Origin of the sequence: Anaerobutyricum hallii, from assembly GCF_900209925.1 — a bacterium.
GTDB lineage: Bacteria > Bacillota > Clostridia > Lachnospirales > Lachnospiraceae > Anaerobutyricum > Anaerobutyricum soehngenii.
In genome coordinates, this window is sequence record NZ_LT907978.1 from 2,575,285 (window position 1) to 2,595,240 (window position 19,956).

13 protein-coding genes and 1 pseudogene are annotated in these 19,956 nt (G+C 38.2%); 2 read left to right on the top strand and 12 right to left on the bottom strand.

The window, feature by feature from the left end:
- Positions 1-456 precede the first annotated feature (456 nt).
- From EHLA_RS11690 to bioB, 9 genes are all read right to left on the bottom strand, one after another.
- The gene (locus EHLA_RS11690) at positions 457-1,332 is read right to left on the bottom strand and encodes a phosphoribosylaminoimidazolesuccinocarboxamide synthase (RefSeq protein ID WP_096240966.1); all 876 of its coding nucleotides are present in this window, start codon (positions 1,330-1,332) and stop codon (positions 457-459) included.
- Positions 1,333-1,454: 122 nt separating this feature from the next.
- Positions 1,455-2,111, bottom strand: coding sequence for an endonuclease III domain-containing protein (locus EHLA_RS11695; RefSeq protein WP_021906936.1), 657 nt, complete (start codon positions 2,109-2,111; stop codon positions 1,455-1,457).
- Positions 2,112-2,388: 277 nt separating this feature from the next.
- Positions 2,389-4,203 carry an ATP-dependent zinc metalloprotease FtsH gene (gene ftsH, locus EHLA_RS11700; protein ID WP_096240967.1) on the bottom strand — a complete coding sequence of 605 codons (1,815 nt, stop codon included), beginning with the start codon at positions 4,201-4,203 and terminating at the stop codon, positions 2,389-2,391.
- Positions 4,204-4,893: 690 nt separating this feature from the next.
- The gene (locus EHLA_RS11705; protein ID WP_096240968.1) at positions 4,894-5,895 is read right to left on the bottom strand and encodes a DUF3878 family protein; all 1,002 of its coding nucleotides are present in this window, start codon (positions 5,893-5,895) and stop codon (positions 4,894-4,896) included.
- A 43-nt stretch (positions 5,896-5,938) separates the two neighbouring features.
- Positions 5,939-6,253 (bottom strand): TIGR04076 family protein, encoded by a 315-nt coding sequence (locus tag EHLA_RS11710; RefSeq protein ID WP_096240969.1) that lies wholly within the window; start codon positions 6,251-6,253, stop codon positions 5,939-5,941.
- Between the two features lie 73 nt (positions 6,254-6,326).
- Entirely contained in the window at positions 6,327-7,082 is a 756-nt protein-coding gene (locus tag EHLA_RS11715; RefSeq protein ID WP_096240970.1) for a tRNA threonylcarbamoyladenosine dehydratase, read from the bottom strand.
- A 148-nt stretch (positions 7,083-7,230) separates the two neighbouring features.
- Positions 7,231-8,187: a sugar-binding transcriptional regulator gene (locus EHLA_RS11720; protein WP_242970725.1), complete on the bottom strand. Its 957-nt coding sequence runs from the start codon at positions 8,185-8,187 to the stop codon at positions 7,231-7,233.
- Positions 8,188-8,462: 275 nt separating this feature from the next.
- On the bottom strand, positions 8,463-10,163 hold the full coding sequence (locus EHLA_RS11725; protein WP_021907686.1) for a carbon starvation protein A: 1,701 nt from the start codon (positions 10,161-10,163) through the stop codon (positions 8,463-8,465).
- 244 nt (positions 10,164-10,407) lie between these two features.
- Entirely contained in the window at positions 10,408-11,403 is a 996-nt protein-coding gene (gene bioB / locus EHLA_RS11730) for a biotin synthase BioB (RefSeq protein WP_278277478.1), read from the bottom strand.
- 332 nt (positions 11,404-11,735) lie between these two features.
- Between bioB and EHLA_RS11735 the strand changes: the two genes are divergently transcribed.
- Positions 11,736-12,320 (top strand): zinc dependent phospholipase C family protein, encoded by a 585-nt coding sequence (locus EHLA_RS11735; protein WP_096240972.1) that lies wholly within the window; start codon positions 11,736-11,738, stop codon positions 12,318-12,320.
- Between the two features lie 127 nt (positions 12,321-12,447).
- Here EHLA_RS11735 and EHLA_RS11740 read toward each other — a convergent pair whose 3' ends face one another.
- On the bottom strand, positions 12,448-12,795 hold the full coding sequence (locus EHLA_RS11740; protein WP_021907689.1) for an Hpt domain-containing protein: 348 nt from the start codon (positions 12,793-12,795) through the stop codon (positions 12,448-12,450).
- 269 nt (positions 12,796-13,064) lie between these two features.
- Here EHLA_RS11740 and EHLA_RS11745 point away from each other — a divergent pair, with 269 nt between their 5' ends.
- Positions 13,065-14,432: a sodium-dependent transporter gene (locus EHLA_RS11745; RefSeq protein ID WP_096240973.1), complete on the top strand. Its 1,368-nt coding sequence runs from the start codon at positions 13,065-13,067 to the stop codon at positions 14,430-14,432.
- 238 nt (positions 14,433-14,670) lie between these two features.
- Here EHLA_RS11745 and EHLA_RS17155 read toward each other — a convergent pair.
- Positions 14,671-15,032: pseudogene (locus EHLA_RS17155) on the bottom strand (hypothetical protein); the annotation flags it as partial.
- A 989-nt stretch (positions 15,033-16,021) separates the two neighbouring features.
- The gene (locus tag EHLA_RS11755) at positions 16,022-19,909 is read right to left on the bottom strand and encodes an efflux RND transporter permease subunit (RefSeq protein WP_096240974.1); all 3,888 of its coding nucleotides are present in this window, start codon (positions 19,907-19,909) and stop codon (positions 16,022-16,024) included.
- Between the last annotated feature and the right edge of the window lie 47 nt (positions 19,910-19,956).

Here is a 19,956-nt window from a genome sequence, read left to right on the forward strand (position 1 = left end):
CAGTGAAATCCACGCCTTCTACTTAATTCGTTTTCTTTCACTATAATATCCTTACAATTCTGTAAGAAGAAATTTCTCTTCTGGAGAATTTTTCTCTGGTTAACTCTCAGAATCTTCTGGAGAATCCCCTTCTCTTTCCAATATAAATCACTAATTTGCTATTTGTTATCAAAACCAGACAGCCACTGAAATAAAATTTTATGCTGAATTGTAAGAAGACTATGATAAAGAAAAAAGAATGGTTATAAGTATTGCATTTTGTGACTTTGCGCTATGGAATTCTGACCATAGGAACTTGGGACTCGTTTTTCCCAAGTTCCTGTTTTTCTGGGCAGAATGGAATGCTTAGCGCAACGGAACAAAATCAAACTTATAACCATTCTTTTTTCTTTAGAAGACTAACTACAATTCAGCACAATATCTTCTACATAAAGCGGCGTCTGTGTCCTCAGCAAATTAGTATTTAAATTCTTCACCTGTCAGCTGCTCATATGCTTCTTTATACTTTGCAACTGTCTTATCAATAACTTCTTCCGGAAGATTATAATCGCTGTCCGGATTCTGTTTTAACCAATCTCTTACAAACTGTTTATCATAGGAAGGCTGTCCCTTACCTGCTTCGTATCCTTCTCTTGGCCAGAAACGGGAGCTGTCTGGTGTGAGCATCTCATCACCGATAACGACTCTGCCCTGCTCATCAAGACCAAATTCAAACTTAGTATCTGCAATGATGATACCTTTTTCCCAAGCATACTCCGCACATTTCTTGTAGAGGGAAATTGTGTACTCTTTTAAAATGTTTGCGTAGTAATTACCCTTGCCAGGATATGCTTTTTCAAGGATTTCTACTGTCTTATCATAAGATACGTTCTCGTCGTGATCTCCAAGATCAGCCTTTGTGGAAGGTGTATAAATCGGTTCTGGCAGTTTCTCAGATTCCTGTAATCCTTCTGGAAGCTTAATACCACAAACGGTTCCGTTCTCTTTATAGCTTTCCCAGCCGCTTCCTGTTATGTAACCACGAACGATACATTCGATTGGGAACATCTCAAGCTTCTTACACATCATGCTGCGTCCGGCATATTTCTCATTCTGGAAGAATTCCGGCATATCTTTTACATCTGTTGAAATCATGTGGTTCGGTACTGTGTTCTCTGTAAGATCAAACCAGAACTTGGACATCTGGGTTAAAATAGCACCTTTGTCTGTTACTTTGTTTTTCAAAATTACGTCAAATGCTGAAATTCTGTCTGTGGCAGTGATAATTAAGCTGTCCCCGTTATCGTATACTTCGCGGACTTTTCCTTCTTTGATTGGTTTAAATTCTTTCATGTTGTCCATCCTTTTTCCAATGTGATAAGTTATAGTTTTCCTCAATTCACATCCTGCATTATTGCAAAGACTGACTTGCTGAAATTATTTTACTACAAATTTTCGCTTTGCACAATTCCCTTTTACTGCTTTTTTTCTTTCATATAAGAAGCATACGACTTACAAACGTCAGCGAGACAGCATTTTTCACAATAAGGTGTTGTTCTTGCCGTACAAACTTCTCTACCATGATACACTAAACGATGGCAAAAATCGCTTCCTTCTTCCGGCGGTATAATTTTCCACAAAGCCATCTCGACCTTCTTCGGATTTTTCTCATTGTCAACCAGACCAATCCTGTTGCAAAGGCGAATGCAGTGTGTGTCTGTTACGATTGCCGGCTTTCCAAAGACATCTCCCATAATAAGATTTGCACTCTTTCTTCCTACTCCCGGAAGCTTCATCAGGTCATCGAAGTTATCTGGTACTTTAGAATCAAATTCATCTCTGAGCATCCGCATACATTTGCTGATATCTCTTGCTTTACTTTTACCAAGTCCACAGGGACGGACGATTTCTTCAATTTCTTCTGGCTCTGCCTGTGCCAGTTCATTGATTCCCGGATACTTTGCAAATAAATCTTTCACGATAATATTCACTCTCTCATCTGTACACTGTGCTGCCAGGCGCACACTGACAAGTAGCTTCCATGCCTCATTATAGTCTAAAGTGCAGTCTGCTCCCGGATATTCTTTCTTAAGCCGCTCTATTACAATTGATGCACGTTCTTTTTTTCGCATAGTTTTCCTCCATTTTATCAATCACAAATTATATTTTTAAAAGTAATCATAACTATTAAGATTATATCTGGTCTTGTCTATTCTTGCAAGTTTTTTAATATTAATAATCATTATTATTTTATAAATTTATTATAAATGGATATAAAAAAAGAGAACTTCATCACACATCTGATATATCTAAATGAGATAGAGCGATATAATCATACCCTCTCTCAAATAACATTAATCTGTCGATAAATTTCTCTTTTTTATTTTGATAACTAAGACTATTATTTGATTAGGATTCCAGAATCTGCATAAATTCTTCTCCGGTTATTGTTTCCTTTTCGTAGAGGAAGTTCGCTAATTCATGGAGCTTATCTTTGTTTTCATTTAAGATGTCCAATGCTTTTTTATGCTGTGCTTTTACGACTTCTACGACCTTCTCATCGATTTTCTTTTGGGTCTCTGCGGAACAGGCAAGAGAAGTGTCACCGCCAAGATACTGATTATTCACGGTTTCCATTGCAACCATGTCAAACTCTTCTGTCATACCGTAACGGGTAATCATTGCTCTTGCAAGCTTTGTTGCCTGCTCAATATCATTAGAAGCTCCTGTACTTATCGTTCCTGTCACAATTTCTTCTGCTGCGCGACCACCTGTTAACGTAGCGATCTTATTCTGTAATTCTTCCTTTGTCATAAGATATTTATCCTGCTGTTCTACCTGCATCGTGTATCCTAATGCACCGGAAGTTCTTGGTATGATCGTAATCTTTTGTACTGGTGCGGAGTTGGTCTGCTTAGCTGCCACTAAGGCATGACCTATCTCGTGATAAGCAACCGTCATCTTTTCTTTTGGTGACAGTACTGCGTTTTTCTTCTGGTAACCTGCAATTACTACTTCTACACTTTCTTCAAGGTCTGCCTGTGTAACGATTCTTCTTCCATTCCTTACTGCTCTTAACGCTCCCTCATTAATAATATTCGCAAGCTCTGCTCCAGAAGCTCCTGCTGCCATACGGGCTATCGCATGTAAATCTACGTTATCGGCAAGACGGGTCTTCTTGCTGTGCACTCTTAAGATTGCTTCTCTTCCTACCAGGTCAGGAAGCTCTACCGGCACACGACGGTCAAATCGTCCCGGTCTTGTTAACGCCGGATCAAGAGATTCCGGACGGTTTGTTGCTGCTAAAATGATAACACCGTTATTCCCTTCAAATCCATCCATTTCCGTAAGAAGCTGATTTAACGTCTGCTCACGTTCATCATTACCGCCAATCTGACCATCTCTCTTTTTACCGATCGCATCAATCTCATCAATAAATACGATACATGGTGCTTTTTCCTTTGCCTGTTTAAATAAATCTCTTACTTTCGATGCACCCATACCGACAAACATCTCTACAAACTCCGAACCGGAAATAGAGAAAAACGGTACATTTGCCTCACCTGCTACTGCCTTTGCAAGCATGGTCTTACCAGTTCCGGGAGGGCCTACTAAGAGAACTCCCTTTGGCATAGATGCACCAATTTCTGAATACTTTGATGGCTGATGAAGATAATCTACAATCTCTGCTAAATTTTCTTTTGCTTCATCTTCCCCGGCTACATCGCTGAATCGGATTCCCTCTTCGGATGGAACATAAATCTTGGCATTACTTTTACCCATACCAAACATCATATTCGCTCCCCCACCGGACATCTTATTCATCATCTTCTTCTGGGCATAGTATCCTAATGCGGAAAACAAAATAATCGGAATGATCCAGGATAAGAGGAATGATGTCAATGGAGACATCTGTTCCTGAACTTCTGTTGTAAATTCAGCTCCGGAACGGTACAATCTCTCTGTCAATCCCCAGTCACTGTCCATCTTTGCTGTCTTATACACAGTGCCATTCTGATCTGTAAATGTAATCTGTGAATCATCAATCTCTACTTTTTTAATCTGCTTATTCAATGTCATGTTCATGAACTCATTATAGTCAACCTTCTTAATACTTGCCTCCCGAATCGTTGGCATAACAAACATATTGATTAACATGAGTATGAGAAGCACTACAATATAATAAAAAATAAACGGCTTTCTCGGTGTCTTTACTTCTTTCATGTCTGTTCTTCCTTTCTGCGTACTTACAGGCAATAATAATCTTCTGAAAATTCTTACAATTATCCATTATTGTCTATCAGACTATTGTAAGCTTTTATGACCAAAGTTGTCAACGAGGATTCTGTGAAATAAATGTGAATTACTATTTGATTCATTAGGGAACAGACGAAAATAAAAAGAATAGACCATTGCAAATGTAAAGATATCACTGCGTAGAAAATGCCTGTTCGGCATTTTTACTTGCTCTCACATTACATTTGCAATGGTCTATTCTTTTTATTTTCTGTGTTTCGGCTCCAGAAGGAATGAAGTCAATAGTCTTTGGGAAAAAGAAGGGGGAGAGATCAGAAGTCTACTTCTTGCTCGGAAGGGTATATCGCCAGAATAATATATTGTTACAATACAGTGATAAATTTATCGTATACAATGACAGCTGGCGTCTTCATTAACAGCATCTCGGAGACAATATCAGAATAAGCCACAACCTTCTGTCACCTTCCCCATTTTTCTACCTAAATACTATTGTATTCATTCCTTCTGGAGCCAAAACACAGAAAAAAGAAACAATACCATATCCCAGATGCGGCTTCGGAGCGTATTTAAGATGCGGATGAGCATCTTAAATACAACGACTACAGAGCAGATGGGATATGGTATTGTTTCTTTTTTCGTCTGTTTTCTCTCAATGAATCAAATAGTTATTTCTTCTATTTTTGTGTGGTAGTTCCCATGTTGTGCTTTCCATTTCATTATATATATTTTATACTGTACGGAATCTTTAGCTTCTACAAACGGTTCTTCTCTGATGATATCTGCTTTTATTCCTGCTTCTTTTAATTCTTGTTTTCTTTTTTCTGCTTTTTGCAGAATTTTTTGAATTTTTATATCGTTCTTTGTTCCAAAGGAACGGTTTGGATAGATTGATGCTGCTTTTTGTAATCTTTTTGTAAGTATGCTGACTATCTTTATATGGTTTTTCCGATGCAGCATGTAAGCGATCCATCTTGACATCATTGTGGAGCTGTTTTTCTTATAATAGGATAAAAGCCGGATAAATGTTTTATCGTCTGCTTCTTTAGCTATTTCCAGCATTAGATTGATGGCTTTTTCGGAAGGCTGCCATGGATTTTCTCTTGGAACAATGTATTTTTCGGGTACGGCAGGGTAACAGCAATAATTTAGTGGTGGAAATTCTACTAAAGAAGCTAACTTTCTTTCTTCCGGGGTGCTGCAGGATTCATCTAGATAATCGCATTTATCACGCAGGATTGCCAGGCGGTATTCTAACACACGCAGGTACTCATACCCTTTTACCCAGAAATGTCCAACATCCCCGTAATTGTATAAATTGTTTTTCTGCAACAGTGTATCAAAAAACAAGGTTACAACGCTGTCGCCCTGATGCACAACTAATACATATTGTTCTTCTTTTTTATCAAGAACTGCAAGTATCTCCCCTTCATATTCCTTCTGATATTCTCCTGTCATCGTTGCATTATGAAATACAAGAAAACTCTCTACTGCATCATTCATTAAATATACCAGTGATATATCCTGCTGTTTCTGGAATTCATGTTTATGTTTATATTCTGGAAAGATCAACTCAAATTGATCTTGTTCTAACAGTTCTTCTAATCTATAAAAAACATCCGATAGTTCTAATGGTTCTATCCTGTCGCTAATATCAAACATCACGTTCCTCTAATATATTCTGTAATCATTTCTTTAAAATCTGTCAATCTGCTTCTTCTTCCAAGGCTTCAATCAGAAAACTTACTGGTCGAAATCCATCGTTACAGGATATCATTGCAGACTTTTCATTCTTCATCCAGCCATTGTAAATATCTTTTCCGCCATAGGCAAGTGTCATAACAAAAGGGGACATGCTTTCCCAGGCACTATCACATATTCCGTCTGGCTTACTCCATCCGTTTGCGATAAAAACCTGTCCTTCTTCCATATCACAGGCATGTTCCATAGGGTTCTCATATTTTTTCATCAAATCTTTATAGCATGCTTTACGCATGACTGTAATTTTACATTTCTTCATTGCTTTCTTTTCGTTTTAATTTCTTTGAATTTCTTTGAATTCTTCAATATTTAATCATTATTTTATTTGATCATTATTTTCCTGCAATATCCTTTACTACTTCTCCTGCGATAATCAGTCCGACTACAGATGGGACAAATGCTACGCTTCCCGGAATCGCACGTCGTTCTGTGCATTTATGTTTTGCTCCCGGAGGGCAGATGCAGTTTGCCCGGCAGCTTATGGACATATCCTCGATTGGTTGGATTGGCTGTTCTTCTGAATAAACAACTTTAAGCTTTTTTACGCCTCGTTTTTTTAATTCCCGGCGCATTACTTTTGCAAGAGGACATACTTTTGTTTTGTAGATGTCTGCTACGCGAAAAGCTGTAGGATCAAGCTTATTACCGGCTCCCATACTGCTGATTACAGGTACTTCCTTCTTCTTTGCCTGCATAATGATTTCAATTTTGGCTGTGACGGTATCGACAGCATCCACAACATAGTCATATACATCAAATGAAAATTCGTCTGCGTTTTCCGGAAGGAAAAAACACTGGTGAATGTTTACCTGGGCATCTGGGTTAATGTCTAAGATTCTTTCTTTCATCACTTCCACTTTATATTTTCCAACAGTTTTTCTGGTGGCAATAATCTGACGGTTCAGGTTGGTGAGACATACTTTGTCATCGTCTATTAGATCAAATGTTCCAACTCCACTTCGTGCCAGTGCCTCACAGACATACCCTCCGACTCCGCCAACACCAAAAACTGCAACGCGGGAGTTTTTTAATTTATTCATTGCTTCTTCTCCCAGTAAAAGCTGGGTTCTGGAAAATTGATTTAACATAATTTCTTCCCTATCTCTTTCTTATCTCTTCTTTTTCTCTTGCTTTTTCTCTACGTTTCAATTCAAGAATGCCCCGGCATTCTTGCTACGAGATACGCGTCATGCAATGCATGACATACTTCTTCTACGCATCTGATATTTCATCCTCTTAATTGATTGGATTATGTCTTACAATAAGTTCTGCTGTTGGTTCGTCAATGTAAAGACTATCCACCAAACCACCCCGAAGTGCTGCAGTAAGGATCTTCTCTTTTTCTTTCCCTACGGCAACAACAAGTTTATTTGGAATCTTTTTAATTGTCTCGAGAGAGGCACCGACAACTCTTGCATCAATTTTTTTATCGAAAAGCTCGCCATTTTTATTGATAAAATGAGAACAGCAGTCTCCTACTGCTCCTCTTCGGCTAAAATCTTTATAATCATTTTCATCGATAAGTCCCATCTCATATACAATAGATGGCCGCTCCAGGTTTCCTACAGAATATATCGCAGTCTGACATACCTCTGCCATTTCAAGAATTTCCTGAATCTGTGGATCTTTTTTTAGTGCATCTACAATAGATGGTTCTGCTACCATTGCGGGGGCCGGAATCTGATATCCAATTCCTCCTACACTATCGACAAATCGCTTCAGAACATCTAATGCCCCTGATTCAAATATTGCTCTGGAAAATCCACCGGTTAACTGTATGACTGAAACGCCTTTTCTTTTCATTTTCGGAAGCTGCTGTGCCAATACAGCAAGGGCATGCCCCCAGGTTACTCCGATCACGCTGTCATTTTTTATGTAACGAGGAAGATCTTCTGCTAAGGCTGCGCATACGTCCTGCATTAATATCTGTGGATTGCCTACCAGATCTGGCACGATAATTGCTCTTTTGATCGGGAACCGTTCAATTAATTCATTTTCCAGACTGCTATCTGCCAGGACAGAATCTTTGATACGAACTTCTATAATTCCCATATCCATCGCATTCTTTAAAATACGGCTTACGGAAGACTTACTGATTCCCTCTCTCGCCGCAATTTCCAGCTGGTTATAATGTAATTCATAATATAACTTGGCAATTCGAATTGCCTGATTCATCTTTGCTGTATCCATCATCCTGCTCCATTCCCTCGAACCCATTTTCTAATATTCTAATACATTGAAGATTATAATTTTTATGCGAATAGAAGTCAACAGATTATGATTTAATTCCTGTGAAAGAACAGTGAAAAAAACATCAGGCTATAACCTCTGGCATTACATTTGCTATAGTCTGATGTTTGTATTTTCGTTTATTTTTCTATTCAAGTCGAGCAGCTGTCACTCACCACCTAAAAGAGGTGGGAGTCTTCTCGACTGAGATAAACCAAATAGGATGAAGGGCATATCAGCTAAATCGTTTCTGAATTCTTTTTGGATGCAAAATATGCTCTAAGTGAATTTACTACAATGATCACACCAAGAATCATTAATAAAACAGCAATGATAAGCTGTAATCCTTCTACTAAGAATGTTGCTGTTCCGGCTGAGAATGCCTGTACAAGTGAAATCGTTCTCTCTACTAATGCAGTTCCAGTTACACAAAGCATGATGATCAGTGGAGGGAATAACATCTTGTTGCTTCTTCCTGTTACTTTTAAGAATACACAAAGTGTCACTAACACTAATGCTGATAAAAGCTGATTTGCAGAGCCAAACAGCGGCCAGATATTCGCATATCCTATTCTTGTTAAGATAAATGCTGCCAGTAAAGTGACGATCGTAGAGAAATATGTATTGCATAAAAGCTTTCTCCAGCCTTCTGCATGTGTCATATCATCTACGCTGAACAGTTCCTGAAAACTCATTCGGCCAATTCGTGCCACTGCATCTAAGCTTGTAAGTGCAAGTGCGGATACACACATCGTCATAAAGCACTGTGCTACGTATACAGGGATTCCAAACATTTCAAAGAATCCAGCTACACCACTTGAAAATACCTGGAATGGTGTTCCGTCAGCCGGCGTTCCATTAGCAGAAGCCGCTGCACCAGCTACGCATAAAGCAATCACTGCCAGTAAACTTTCTAAGACCATTGCGCCATATCCAACTTTTAACATATCTTTTTCATTCGATATTGTTTTGGAGGAAGTTCCGGAAGATACCAGACTGTGGAAGCCGGAAACTGCTCCACAGGCAACGGTAACAAACAAAATAGGAAACAGATTTCCAAGTTGTTCGTTATGAAATCCTGTAAATACAGGAAGATTCATGCTCGGATGTGCTACAAGCAAACCTACTACTGCACCTGCAATCATTCCGATAAACATATACGTTGTCATTGCATCACGTGGCTGCTTTAATAACCACATTGGCAATACTGCTGCAAAGAAAATGTAAATAAATGTAATATATGTCCATCCATCTTTTCCTAAAGTAATTGGCATTGCCATACCAATCGCAAGTGCTGCTACTGTACATACTAAACCAACCACTGTCTCTTTCCAGCCTGTCAGTTGAAAATGTTTGTGAATCAGTCCGAAAATCATTGCGAATACAATAAATAACAAGGAAATTGTTCCTGCTGCTCCGTTTGTCTTTGCAGCATCTGCAAGACGGATCACTCCATTTGTGTCTACTGTATACGCATTAAATGTACCTGCAACCATGTCAGCAAATGCTGCGATAACAATTAAAGTAAATAACCAACAAAATGCAAGAAATAACTTTCTTCCGAGCTTGCCAATATATTTTTCAATCAAAAGTCCCATCGACTTACCATCATTTTTTACGCTGGCGTATAATGCGCCAAAATCAGTAACTGCTCCGAAGAAAATACCTCCGATTAATACCCATAAGAGTACGGGGAGCCATCCAAATACTGCTGCCTGAATCGCTCCGGTTACAGGTCCTGCTCCCGCAATAGAAGAAAACTGATGACTAAATACTGTCCAGCCATCGGTCGGAACATAATCCTGTCCATCTTCAAATTTATGTGCTGGTGTTTCCGCCTTTGGATCAATTCCCCATTTTTTAGAAAGCCACCTGCCATAAAATACATATGCCGCTGTTAATAAAACCGCCGCAATTAAAACAATTACTAATGTATTCATTTCTAAGTCCTCTCCTTCCTTATGTATACATTTTGTATACATGAAGTTTTATAGACCTTTTCCTTCATTTTGTCAAGGCATTTCCTAATTTTTATTTCATTTTTAGAATAAAAAATAAATTTTTAAAGTTATTCCCTGCATTTTTTCATCATTTATACAAAAAAGCTCTGAATTTTTTAAATATGGCTAAAATTCAGAGCTTTTTTGCTATCTTCTTCTATTAAATTATCTATATTAACAGAAATCAATCAGATTCTATTTCATATACAAATCCTGCATCCGTAATCGTTTTTATCGTATCTGAGATTCCCTGTCCATCTGCTGTCAGATAACCAGAGGCAAAGATAGAATCTACAACACTGAGTAATTCTTTCTCTCGTCCTTTAAAATAAACTTCTCTTCCAGCCGCACAACGGATATCTGATTGAGGAACTAACAAGCGGGCAAGACATAAAACTTTCATGCAGTAAGACGGGGTGAGTACTGTAGTATCTGCATGTTCTAATGGAGTTCCCGGTATCGGAAGCAGGAAGTTAATCGGAAGTGCTTCCGGTTGAATCTCACGAAGATCGAGGAGCATATCTACGATATCTTCTTTACTTTCTCCCATACCGATAATCCCTCCGCTGCAAATTTCAAAACCGAGGCGCTGAAGCATATGTATATTATTTACGCGTTGTTCGTAAGTGTGAGTTGTACATATATTATGGTAGTAAGACCGGCTACTGTTAAGATTGTGATTGATACGGTCTAATCCGGCTTCTTTTAATATTAATGCCTGTTTTTCCGTAAGAAAACCAATGGAACAGCAAAGATGTGTCCCGTCTGCTTTCATAACACGAATTTTTTCAGCAAGTTCTTCGATATCTTCATCCGTAAACTTCATTCCACTAAGACCGATGCAATGTCTTGAAAGATGATTGTCATGTACAAATGCATTATCACTGTATAACTTTTCATCATCAACCCATTTGTATTTTTCAATATCTGCTTTCGAACGGCAGGATTGTGCACAATAAGCACAGTTTTGAGAACAGTTTCCACTTCGGGCATTCGTGAGCAGATGAATACTCACATAATTCCCCTTATATTTTTTACGTAAACTTCCTGCCACTTCCATAAGGAAAGGCATATCCTCTTCCGGAAGATTCATAATTGCAATCGCTTCTTCTCTGGAAAATGAATATTCTTTATTTATATTATCCGATAATATTTTTCGTATTGTATCCGCAGTTATCATTGAACTCATAGTAAAATCCTTTCCGAAAATGTATATAACCAAACACTTCTGTTTTAACTTTCTGTCATTTAGTGATGTTAGGGTCAAAAGGTATTTACCCCTAACATCATTAAATGTAGCATGGCAAATTTTAATTGTCAACGCATTTCGGTATATTTGAGTTAACAATTCACAATCTTTAAGTATTTCTTACGATTAGGTGAATTCGACCAACAAGACAGAAAGAAAGTGTATAATAACAAAAGTATATCAAATTATATGATGTACTCACAACGTCAGGCACGAAAACATTCCGAAAGGACATTCTGTTTTTAAAAGGAGAAATTAAATTAATGGATAAAATAGGACATTTAGTTGTGACAAAGTCATTAACAGGGAATATGCACAAAACTCATAAAGCAGCTTTGTTGCTTGGTAGTATATTACCGGATTTATTTGTATACACCTATTTGGAAGGACATACGTGGGAAGCGACTTTTGATAAAATAATAAATCACATGGAAGTTTTGGAAGAGAAGGGCCGGGGCGGTTGTTTTTCTTATTTAAAACTTGGCTGGGTCCTGCATTATGTAGAAGATTATTTTACTTATCCACACAATACAATTTTTGAGGGAACCATTCCCGAACATTATGCTTACGAGAAGAAGATGACTAGATGGATGAGAGACGGTGCTTTAGAGCAGATGTCCATGCCAATCTGTAAGAAACTTGATTCTTCTTCACAGTTAAAGAACAGAATTCAGGAATTACACGATAACTATCTTTCCCAGGAAATGTGCAATGAGAATGATACGGCCTATATGCGGCAGATGGTTTCAGAAATACTGAATTGTTATGAAGAAATATTTACAAACAAAAGAGAGTTTGCCCGCTTTATGGGATGGGTACGCAGAAAAGCCGGAGCAAAGACTGCTTAATCTTCTCTCTTTTTTCCACAGATAAAACCCCTGAAAAGTATAGCAGCCTAAAACAATTCCGTTTCCTCTTCTATACTTTTCAGGGGTTCATCTTTTCTAAATAACGTACAATCTACAAATCTCCAATCTATTCCAAGCCCTGGATTGCCGTCACTGTTTTCTGATACTTTTGTGATACCTTCTGAAATAATTCTTCACTTCCTGCAGTTTTTCTCTCTCTTAACTTTTCTGTAAGTTCCGCACTCACTTCAAAAAGTTCATCAAATCCCAGATTCAGACACACACCTTTTAATGTATGTGCTGCACGAAATGCCTCTTCTCCATCATTCTTAGCAAGACTTTCTTTTAACTGAGCAAAACTTGGATCCTGTAAGAATTTTAATGCGAAACGCTTAACTATAGCCTCGCTTCCTAATCTTCCCAGAACACCTTCATAATCTGAGCCCATCTGTTCATAACATTCTTTTACTGTCATTTTTTCTCCCTCACTCTATTCTTTCAAAATCATTTTGAGTACATTGTTATTTTTAATTATAATTGATGTTAGGGGTAAAATACATTTTGACCCTAACATCATTATATCAGAGAATCCCACAAAATCAAGAAAAGGTATCCTTGACATTTTTCTGGTAAAACTATATAATTTCCGAGGTATTTATACACTATTATGTACTTTCGGAATCTTTTTGTGCTTGATTTTGTGAGAAAATTCCGAGAATACATTATTTTATAAGGGAGGTACTTATGAAGGAAAGAGAAAGGTTAGGTTCTCGTCTTGGATTTATTCTTATTTCTGCTGGTTGTGCTATCGGAATAGGAAATGTATGGAAGTTCCCTTATATGGCAGGTCAGGGAGGCGGTGGCGCTTTCGTGTTATTCTACCTTCTTTTCCTGTTAATTCTCGGACTTCCTATTATGACAATGGAATTTGCAGTTGGAAGAGCCAGTCAAAAAAGCCCGGTAAAAGCTTACTATGCTTTGGAAAAGCCGGGACAGAAATGGCATATTCATGGTTACATTACACTAATCGGCTGCTATTTATTAATGATGTTTTACACAACAGTTGCTGGATGGATGCTTCATTACTTCTATCTGACTGCAACAGGAAAGTTTACAGGTTTGGATTCCGATGCTGTAGCTTCACAGTTTAATACCATGCTCAGCCAGCCACAGGTTATGGGCTTTTGGATGGTTATTATTGTTATCGCAGGTATCTTAGTCTGCTCCATCGGATTACAAAACGGTCTTGAAAAAGTAACAAAGGTAATGATGATCTCTCTTTTATTTATTATGGTCATTCTTGCCATTAACAGCTTTTTTATGGATGGTGCCAAAGAAGGATTAAGCTTTTATTTAATTCCTGACTTTGAACGAATGAAAGAAATCGGAATCATCAAAACAATTACCGGAGCGATGAATCAGGCATTCTTTACTTTAAGTCTCGGTATTGGTGCTATGTCTATTTTTGGAAGTTATATTGGAAAAGAACGCTCCCTGCTCGGAGAATCTTTAAATATCGCTTTATTAGACACTTTTGTAGCTATTACATCCGGACTCATCATTTTCCCTGCCTGCTTTACATTCCATGTAGACCAGACTTCCGGCCCTGGGCTTATCTTCATTACTCTGCCGAATATTTTTAATCATATTCCTATGGGTAAATTATGGGGAAGTTTATTCTTCATATTTATGTCCTTTGCCGCTTTTTCTACTATTCTTGCCGTATTTGAGAATATCATTTCCTGCGGTATGGAATTAACCGGATGGAGTAGAAAGAAATCCAGCTTTATCAATGCAATTGCCATCATTCTGCTTTCTGTTCCATGTGTCCTTGGATATAACTTATGGAGCAGTGATATCTTTGCAGTATTTGGCGGTGCTGTGCTTGATTTTGAAGACTTCTTAGTAAGTAATCTGTTCTTACCTCTCGGTTCTCTTGTATATCTTTTATTCTGTACAAGCAGATACGGCTGGGGCTGGAAGAACTTCACTACAGAAGCCAATACCGGAAAAGGCCTGAAAATACAGAACTGGATGAGAGGATATATCTCTTATATACTTCCGCTCATCGTCCTCTTCATCTTCTTCTTTGGTCTATACGACAAATTTTAATCTGTAGATTTGGTATAGACGAAAAAAGAAAAACTATCCTATCCCATCTGCTCTGTAGTCGCTGGGTTTAAGATGCTCATCCGCATCTTAAACCCGCTCCCAAGCCGCATCTGGGATAGGATAGTTTTTCTTTTTTCTGACTATTCCAAATCCACAGTTGGGCAGGAATGGGGATTCTCCAGAAGTGTGTGTCTTTTGACTAAATTGTATTAAGTCATCTAAAGAACAAAGAATTGTTATAAGTTTGATTTTGCTTGGTTGCGCTAAATGCTTCATTTTGCCTCAAAAAACGAAGGGGCTGCCGGTTCAAAATTCCTTTCTCACTCTGTATATTTGCATGGGCATCCTCTTTTAAAGCTTCCCATGGTTCGTTAATCTTCATGACCTTATTTTTCTCTGCAGCTTGATGTAACTGAAGATTTTATGTTCCTTTAAATACAAAAGATTCTTTTCACTGCAATAACCACTGTCTGCAGTTACTTCTTCCAAAATCTCTCCAAATGCGTTTTTGTGCTTTTCTAACACAGGAATCAATGTATTATAATCTGTCCGGTCATTACTTACATAAGTCTGGACAATGAAATAATTCTCTACGGCAATCTAGAGCAGATTTTTTTGAAGTTTCAGGATTTTCAGCGGAGAACAGTTGGCTAACAAGCCAGAAAAATCTAAATCCTCCATCACTTTTTCAGGGTATAGACTGGATCATCGTCAGGTAAACTCAATTCGAAGAAACTAAAGTTAATTTTCTGTTGCCCCATTTCAAAAAATTCGTTATAATAATCTTGTTTTAGCATAGTTCCATCATAACATGGAACGGAGAAAAGATGGTTGTCGTTAGCCATCTTTTTTTCTTTTTATGAAAAATTTTTAGGAGCTATCTATTTCCCGACAGCCACAGCATCACCACATAGTTTATCCGGATTATAGCTATTTCACTACGCCTCCATGAAGGAGGCGACCCTAACATCTAAATGAAATGTAGATAGCGAGATATTTCAATCCACGCCTCCGAGAAGGAGGCGACTGCAACATATTGTGATACCTCAGCTATCATGTATATATCTAGTCTCAACAACTTTTTTGTCCGCTATTTTTAGCTTTATATCGCAATATGTTGTACTATTTTTCTTTTTTTAAGTGCGAATGGCCTGCGTTTTTTGTGTAGCTTATGATTCGCACTATGTTTAATTTTTAATATTTTCTATATTTTATTTCAAGGTATTCCTTTTTAACGAAGATAAGATAATAAGAAACTTTTTCTTTCTACATTTGACTATATCTAAATTTAGAAAGATTTTCGAAAAAGGGATTTTGGCAATCCCCATTCCTATCAACTACAGATTTCGATTAGACAGAAAAAAGAAATAATACCCTATCCCAGATGCGGCTTCGGAGCGTGTTTAGGATGCGATAAGCATTTTAAACACAGCGACTACAGAGCAGATGGGATAGGGTATTATTTCTTTTTTCGTCTACACCAAATCTACAAATCCGGAGCGTGTTTAAGATGCGGATGAGCATTTTAAACACAGCGACTACAGAGCAGATGGGATAGGGTAGTTTTTCTTTTTTCGTCTACACCAAATCTACAGATCCGTATCGTCTATATCAATCTCTTTTGGTTGTTTACGATAGAGGATATCATACATTACCGGAATGATAAACAATGTCATAAGTGTTGCGTATAACAGGCCGAATGCGACTACAACAGCCATTCCTTTCTGCATTGCATTTCCTGCATCCTGTGAAAATACCATAACGCTCATAGAAAGTATTGTTGTGAGTGCGGTCATGAGGATTGGTCGCATCCTTGTTTTTCCGGTTTCGATCAGTGCTTCTTTTTTTGCCATGCCGCCCATCCGTAGCTGGTTGACGTAATCTACAAATACAATACCGTTATTTACGACGGTTCCCATCAGGATCATGAAGCCCATTAATGCCATTGATGAAATGGACAAATGGAAAATTCCAAGACCGATCATTCCGCCTGTAAATGCCAGTGGTACGGTAAATATAACAATAAACGGAGATAAGAGGCTCTGGAACTGTGCTACCATGATAAGGTAGATGAGCAAAAAGCCGAGTGCTAATGCTTTTCCCATCTGTTTTAACATTTCTGTGGTCTGTGTTGCATCTCCGGCAAGTTCTACTTCGTAACCATCTGGTGCTTTATATTTATCAATCTTTTCTTGAAGTTTTCTTGATAACAAGGTGGCATTAGCATTCTCTTCTAATTCTGCTGTTACCGTCAGATACGGCTTTTGATTTTCTCTGGTGATACTTTCCATGCTGTATCCATCGTCTTCTGATGCAAATTCAGACAGTTTATATGTATGTTTTTCATCTTCGCCATCACTATTTTTTTCTGTGGTTTCGATTTTCATATCCAAAATGTTTTCATAGGTCAGTTTGTCTGTCTCATTGATCAGATTCACTTCCACATCTTTATCATCCATATTTAAGGTGATCGCATTTTTTTCGGTCGTTGTATGTTTTGCGATTTCCTGATAAATCTGTGCTATCGTAAGACCATGTTCTGCTGCTTTATTTCGATTAATTTTTAAATGTAACATCTTATCGGCAGTTTCGATACCATTTGTTGCTGTTTTTACTCCAGAGATGTTTTTCATCATCTTTACAACATCTTCGCTGATCTTAATTAATTTCTGCTGATTTTCTCCGTATACATTAACAGAAAGCCCCCCACCGATAAGAGTGGACATATCGCCTATTGCAGAGGAAGATACGGTAAGGTTTTTACATCGTACATTCTTTGTCTTATTCTCGATATCTTTTCGGATTTTACGGAATTCCTTGGTTGTTTTAATATTTTCTTCTGTAATAATATTAAAAGTAAATGTTGTATAATTGTCTGTTGCTCCGGTTTCCATCATACTTGAAGTTACACTGGCATTGCCATCAAGACCTGCCACCTTCTTAATTCCGTCTATTCCTGTCAGTATTCCCATTACTTCATCGGCTGTCTGGTATGCCTTTTCTTTCTTGATCGTATCTTCTAATGTCATGCTGACTGCAATCTGGTTACTGTCCATATCATCCATCATAACAATTCCTGTCCGCATACTCTGCATCACACAAATGATAAGCAATGCGATAGAGATAAGCAGCGGAACGATTTTAAATCGCAGTGCAAGTTCTAAAATGTTTCCATAAATGTCCTTTATTTTCTCAAACCATGGCTGTTTTATCTCTTTTGCTTTTCGAAGAATTACCGAACCCATTGTCGGGACAACGGTAAGCGCTACAAGCAGAGAGGCAATCAGTGCATACGATATCGTAAATGCAAATGGAATCAATAACTGACTTACCATACCGGATGTGTAAACCATCGGGAGAAATACACAGATTGTTGTAAGTGTAGAAGCTAAGATTGGCCCCGCTACCTGTGCTGTTCCCCGAACTGCTGCCTTTGGCGCTGACATGCCTTCATTGCTGAATCGATATACATTTTCCATAACTACAATAGAGTTGTCTACAAGCATACCGATTCCAAGACAAAGTCCGGCCAGAGACATAACATTAATATTGATTCCGGTAAAGTACATGATAATAATCGCAAATAATACACTAAACGGAATACTAAATGCAACAATGATCGTCGGACGTATATCTTTTAAGAAGAGGGCAAGGACGATGATCGCGAGTACCGCACCTAATAAAATACTATTCAATACACTCTTTATAATGATATTGATATACTCTCCCTGATTCATTATGATTGCAAAAGAAAGACCTTTATATTTCTGCTCCAGTTTTTTAAATGCATTCTGAATTCCTTTGGATACGGTACTTGTATTCGATGTACTTCCTTTAAATACAGATAACAGAATGGCATTCTCTCCATTTACTTTTGAATAAGCTTCGCCCTGATTATCTACAACGGTCACATCTGCAACGTCTTTCACCCGAATCTTTCCTACTCCGTCAATCTTCGTAAGTACAAGATTATTCAGCTGCTTTTCATTTGTGAAATTATCTCCGACTTCTACAAGCCACTGATGATCACTCTTGTCTTCGATATATCCTGCAGGCATTGAAAAATTCTGTGCTGAAATCATTGTTGATAAAGTATCGAGACTCAGCAATGCATCAATGTTTGCGTTCTCTCTGGCAGCCTTTCTGGAATCTTCCAGCTTATCCTCTGCATCATCTAATTCCTTCTGCGCTGACTCTATCTGTGTCTTTCCTGCTGCAATCTGTGCCTGACCGGCACCAAATCCGGCTGCTGCAGAATAGCCGCCTGCAATTAACTTTGACTGCTGCTTATCAAGCCCTTTCATCTGCTCTTTTAACTTATCAATAATCGTCTTTTGTACTTTAATCTTTATTTTTAAATTAGAAAGTTCTGTATCAATCTGCGGAAGACGAACTTCCACTGCTTTATACATTTGCTTCAAAGAATCTATCGTCAGTTTAGAAAACTGTTCACCATACCCCATCTGCTCCATCCAAGAGACAAACGCTTCAAACTGCTTTGGATGATTTATTGCCTCTTTCACTGATTCCGGAATTGTAATTCCCATCTGTTTTGCAGCTTCACCCATTGTCACATTTAAATTTTTGAATGTATTATTTAAAGTATGGTATGTCTTCTCAAGACCTGCTTCTTTATATGCCTTTTTTTCTGCCTTTAATGCACTCTGGCTTGCCTTCAGACTATTAAGTTCTGCTTCGTATGCTGCTTTCTGTGATAATGCCTCCGCAAGCTTTGTCTGCGCCTCAGCAAGCTTCTGATTCGTTTCTTGCTGCTTGCTGCTTAACGTCTTTTCCTGCTTTTTTAACTGTTCTTTACTCTTTTTTAGAGAAGCCCTTGCATCTTCAATCTTCTCACTTGCCTCAAGAAGCTTGTCATTCGTCTGCCCGAGAATCTTATCATTCATCTGGTCAATCTTCTTCTCATTCAGACGAATCTCTACATGATCTTCAATAAGACCGTTAGCCGATACACTTGCTACACCATCCTGACGTTCTAAATATGGCTTGATCGTCTTTTCTGCAAAATTAGACAGCTCTTTAATATCCTTCCCTTCGTAACTGACACTGGCATACATTGTCGCCATCATATCCGCACTGATTTCCATGATATTCGGTGTTCCACATCCCTCCGGCAGACTCAGCGAATTCAATGCCTTAGACACACGAACAAGCGCCGCTTCCATGTTGGTATCTTCCGCAAATTCAAGCATCAGCATCCCATAATTATTGGCAGAAGTACTTGTCAGTTTCTCTACGCCATTAATCGTACCAAGCGTACTCTCCATCGGCTTAATAACATCATTCTCCACCTTTTCCGGAGAAGCTCCTACTTCTGTTGTAATCACCGCCATGTACGGCAGTTCTAACTCTGGAAGAAGATCTGTCTGCATCTCACCAAGACTGACAAAACCAACAACCAAAACAATGATTACCGTCACCAGAACAAAATACGGTTTCTTTACAAAAAACTTCGTCATATCCTTTCCTCAAACTTTCCTTTTACTCTTTTTTACTCTTTCTTACT

Bases quoted from the DNA above. Each gene is read 5' to 3' on its own strand.
- EHLA_RS11710 (WP_096240969.1), bottom strand. From the start codon at position 6,253: ATGAAGAAATGTAAAATTACAGTCATGCGTAAAGCATGCTATAAAGAT.
- EHLA_RS11720 (WP_242970725.1), bottom strand. From the start codon at position 8,187: ATGATGGATACAGCAAAGATGAATCAGGCAATTCGAATTGCCAAGTTA.
- EHLA_RS11745 (WP_096240973.1), top strand. From the start codon at position 13,065: ATGAAGGAAAGAGAAAGGTTAGGTTCTCGTCTTGGATTTATTCTTATT.
- EHLA_RS11725 (WP_021907686.1), bottom strand. From the start codon at position 10,163: ATGAATACATTAGTAATTGTTTTAATTGCGGCGGTTTTATTAACAGCG.
- ftsH (WP_096240967.1), bottom strand. From the start codon at position 4,203: ATGAAAGAAGTAAAGACACCGAGAAAGCCGTTTATTTTTTATTATATT.
- EHLA_RS11755 (WP_096240974.1), bottom strand. From the start codon at position 19,909: ATGACGAAGTTTTTTGTAAAGAAACCGTATTTTGTTCTGGTGACGGTA.
- EHLA_RS11715 (WP_096240970.1), bottom strand. From the start codon at position 7,082: ATGTTAAATCAATTTTCCAGAACCCAGCTTTTACTGGGAGAAGAAGCA.
- EHLA_RS11690 (WP_096240966.1), bottom strand. From the start codon at position 1,332: ATGAAAGAATTTAAACCAATCAAAGAAGGAAAAGTCCGCGAAGTATAC.
- EHLA_RS11705 (WP_096240968.1), bottom strand. From the start codon at position 5,895: ATGTTTGATATTAGCGACAGGATAGAACCATTAGAACTATCGGATGTT.
- EHLA_RS11735 (WP_096240972.1), top strand. From the start codon at position 11,736: ATGGATAAAATAGGACATTTAGTTGTGACAAAGTCATTAACAGGGAAT.
- EHLA_RS11695 (WP_021906936.1), bottom strand. From the start codon at position 2,111: ATGCGAAAAAAAGAACGTGCATCAATTGTAATAGAGCGGCTTAAGAAA.
- EHLA_RS11740 (WP_021907689.1), bottom strand. From the start codon at position 12,795: ATGACAGTAAAAGAATGTTATGAACAGATGGGCTCAGATTATGAAGGT.
- bioB (WP_278277478.1), bottom strand. From the start codon at position 11,403: ATGATAACTGCGGATACAATACGAAAAATATTATCGGATAATATAAAT.